At 53.0% G+C, this 3,951-nt stretch carries 3 protein-coding genes; all 3 read left to right on the forward strand.

Annotation, left to right across the window (positions count from 1 at the left end):
• Positions 1-708: transposase (locus FJ146_19655; protein MBM4254187.1), on the forward strand; the 708-nt coding region annotated here is incomplete at its 5' end.
• Between the two features lie 125 nt (positions 709-833).
• A complete protein-coding gene (locus FJ146_19660) occupies positions 834-1,490 on the forward strand; it encodes a nucleotidyl transferase AbiEii/AbiGii toxin family protein (protein MBM4254188.1) in 657 nt (218 codons plus the stop codon).
• Between the two features lie 413 nt (positions 1,491-1,903).
• The gene (locus FJ146_19665; GenBank protein MBM4254189.1) at positions 1,904-3,811 is read left to right on the forward strand and encodes a hypothetical protein; all 1,908 of its coding nucleotides are present in this window, start codon (positions 1,904-1,906) and stop codon (positions 3,809-3,811) included.
• Positions 3,812-3,951 lie beyond the last annotated feature (140 nt).

Here is a 3,951-nt window from a genome sequence, read left to right on the forward strand (position 1 = left end):
CGCGAGATCGACCGTGTCAAATCCAAACGCGACAAGTGCCTACGCAAATCGGTACCAGTGACTAAAGACGGCAAAGTTATTCATTTCAAATCATCAAGGAGGTATCAGCGACTCGACCACACCTATAAGCGTCTGCTGCAAAAGAGGCGAGACCAGACCAAGCTGATGCTGCAGACGGTAGCAAATTTTCTTTGTAAGCATTACGACATCATTGCCATTGGCGACTACACACCCAGGGGCGGCGGCTTAAGCAAAGGCATGCGCCGCAGCATGAACAACCAGTCCCTCATCGGTAGATTTAAACTCGTCGTCCAGTGGGTGGCAGCCAGGTCAGGCCGCATTTACATCGAGTGGCCTGAGCATGGCTCGACACGCACCTGCTCCGCATGTGGGTATAAGCTAGCCGAAGGACTCCCCCCGGAGGTACGCAGTTGGGACTGCCCTGCCTGCGCCAGTCACCACCTGCGTGACGAGAACGCTGCCATAAATGGATTGAAACTCGTGATGCACAAAGACTTGCCCTGCTCGGGCCAGATACCACCAGTGACGCGGAGACACTCAGCCCAGTTTACCGGCAGCGGCATCGAACGCACGTCGCTCGACGCCACAGGTAAACCTAGCGTCACGACCACTAAGGTCGTGGAGCTGAGACGAAGGCGCTCCGCGAGCACTGGACGGTGTTCTGTGCCGCATGGTGCCAGTGCCTAGGAGGGGGCTAACACCACCTCCGGGGGCATGGCATGCAGCCCAGCGCTGGCTGCAACTGTGCGGAAATTCAAGGTAGCTCAAGCTAGGGCTACGCCGTAAGTCCCTGAATGAATAGATTTAGGTAGATTGCGGAGAGCGGCACTGCATTACACAAGTTGTTCTTGGCACCTGCCGGGCGTTATTCCGAAGACATTGATCTCGTGCAAGTGCGCGCCGGCGCTATCGGCGATGTCATCAATGCCCTGCGAGTGCGGCTCGATCCTTGGCTGGGCGCGCCGCAGCGAAAGCAAGGTCACGGGCGCGTAACTTTGGTCTATAGATTCACCTCAGAGATACCCCCAACTGTCCCACTCAGACTCAAGGTCGAGATCAATACGCGGGAGCATTTCAACGTGTACGGGCTATGCACACATCCGTTCAGTATCGATAGTCCGTGGTACAACGCTGCAGTACAAATTTCGACGTATATACTGGAAGAACTCCTAGGAACGAAGCTGCGCGCGTTATATCAGCGTAAGAAAGGCAGGGACCTCTACGACCTATGGCTCGCGCTGTCCCGTTACCCCTCGCTCGACGTAACAAAAATTCTGACTAGCTTCCGCCGCTATATGGAGCACGGTGGGCACGGCGTCTCTCAGACTGAATATGTTTACAATCTCGACGCGAAGTTGGCTGATCCGACCTTTAGAAATGACATCATCCCGCTACTCGCAAACAACACAGCGTACTATACAGACGAGGCCCACAGCATGATCCTAAACCGTCTTCTAGAAAAGCTATGACTTTGAATACCATCGAGGGGACCGGACATATACCGCCGGACTCCGACACGACTGCGACACGATTTTTATGCCTCTCGCTACCAATCAGCACCAAGAAATGGGAGGACCGACCGGTAAAGTTAAGTCCTAAGTACTTTTAAATACGAACCAATACTAATTGGCACCAACTCTGGCGAGAGCCATTTGCAACTTGCGGCATGGGCGGGATGATGTAGGAGCCTGCCACGGTACAACAAGTTAAAAATCGGGAATTGGTCGGAAAAGTAATGGCCCATCAAAAAATCAAGGGACTTCATCCAGGAAAGTCAGGAACTAAGGCCTGACTAATCACCGCAGTGATTTCCCAATGTGCTATTCCGACCTTATAGTACGCCTATGTAACTTCTTTCATAACCCTCCATGGGAGTCATGCTATGACTGGCGTCAACTTGGGTAAGCTGTTTGTTTGCGGGCTCGTGTTACTACCCCTAGCATGTAGCAAGAAGAAGTCTGGGTCGTCAGACGAACCCAGCAGCGGCAACAGCATCACGGTCCCAGCGTTGGTGAGCCCGAACCTCAAGAACAAAGCATTAGCAGCAACACCCAAGGGTTTTAAGCCGACAAACTCTGCATCGCTACTGGGTTCGGATGAGGATGCTGCAGCCGCTGCCTGCGCGCAGGTCAATTCTAATACCCAATCGGATGCTTATCTAAGCTGCTACGCGGCGTGGGACATGCGAAGCCGGTTTTTCAGAGCCGGGCCGACGCAGATCTTTGACAGGTTGGCAGATGTCGATAGCCGCCTGAACGGCTACATTGAGCGAGTCAGCAGTTACCGCGTCCCTTGCCTCGATCCGACCACCACTGCAGGTCGCGAAAAAATAGCTAAGGGCGGCGGCGACGTCGACGAAGACGTGCCCGCTTATGCTTTGAAAGACTTCGATGGTAAGACTACGTTTGCCGGTGGTCACGTATTGGATCTGGGCCGTAATTTTTCTTTCAGCTGCGCCGATTCCTTCGGTGAAAATGGTCGGACCATGAAAGTCTTCTTTGGCCGCAAAGACGGGACTTGGAACATCGCGCAGGTGCAAAAACCTGCGGGCGTTTCTGATTCGACGCCTGGCATCACCATGGCAGCTACACTCGACAAAGATGACAACATGGAGATTTTCTTCGGAATCGCCGGAGCTCCTTTAGCTGTAGACACCAGCGACAACCCTGAGACCAGCTCCAGCCTTTGGAGCAGTCTGTACTCAAACAGCGCAGGTCTCTCTCAGTTTGTGGTTCGTCCCAAAGATAATATCGTCGCAGCTAGTGCTCTCATGAACTACAGCTGCGAGCAACGTCTGATCATGAACGATGTAGCCGTCTACGTCGAAGTTAATGGCAATAATTACGGCCGTTGTTACAGTGGCGACACCCTTACACTGGCTAGTAACAGTGCTCCTTCCTACTCTAGCCAGAAAGTCGCTTTAAAAGCATGTCTCAAAGTATCTGGATCTGCACCTGAGCCGCAGACCACCCTAGATCTATGTGAAGAGTCCGGTCTGCTTGTTAAGGATAGCAACGGCAACTATGAGAATCCCTTTGCTAAGGTCGGTCTATACAGTTTCACCAGCGATATCAGCCAGACGGCGACTGCATCTAACAAGCCCATGCGAGCCTTCCACGGTGTTCGGATCTTGCCAAACCTTGGTGATGGCGTAAATCCTCTGCAGTTGATCTCTATTCCACAGAACACTGAGGTAAAAGTTGATGGCTACGCTCCAGATGCCATTACTTTTGAGAAAACATCCGACAGTGCCGATGGCGATGCAGGCAAGGTTACTGCTGCTTGTAACTCTAACAGCCTAACTTCGGCTAGCTTCACGCAGAAGTGGCAAGCAAGCGTAGCCAGCGAATTGTCGCGTAGAATAGCTGCATCGAGCGGAGCCGGGCAGTCCAGCACACCCCCTAGTGAAGCTGATGTCCTTAAAGGCCTTCAAGCAGCTTTAGATAGCACCGGTGACGCCGCTCCTTCCGTGAAAGTGCGCGTAACGCGCAATCTGGGTGCCAATTACCGCGGCTACGGGGCCGGCACATTCACCGTCAAATATGATGGCAATACGATCGGTACAGCCACTGTCGATCAAGCCTCCCTGGCCAGTGATGTGAGCTACACTGATGTAACGATTCCGTTGTCGTCAATCCCCGTCCTTGGCGCTGCTGGTAACTTTACGATTGAGTACGCCGGCACCTCAACACTGGCATGCAATACGCAGACCTCGATACAGCGCACTGCTAACAGTAAGAGTGGCATTCCGACACTTTACGTCTACCGGTCGAGCGCCACGGTTAAGTGAATCCAAATTTTATTTGTAATGGCATGCCGCTCTCCGCAATCTACCTAAATCTATTCATTCAGGGACTTACGGCGTAGCCCTAGCTTGAGCTACCTTGAATTTCCGCACAGTTGCAGCCAGCGCTGGGCTGCATGCCATGC

The sequence above is a fragment of the Deltaproteobacteria bacterium genome, from assembly GCA_016874735.1.
In the GTDB taxonomy this organism is placed as follows: domain Bacteria; phylum Bdellovibrionota_B; class Oligoflexia; order Oligoflexales; family CAIYRB01; genus CAIYRB01.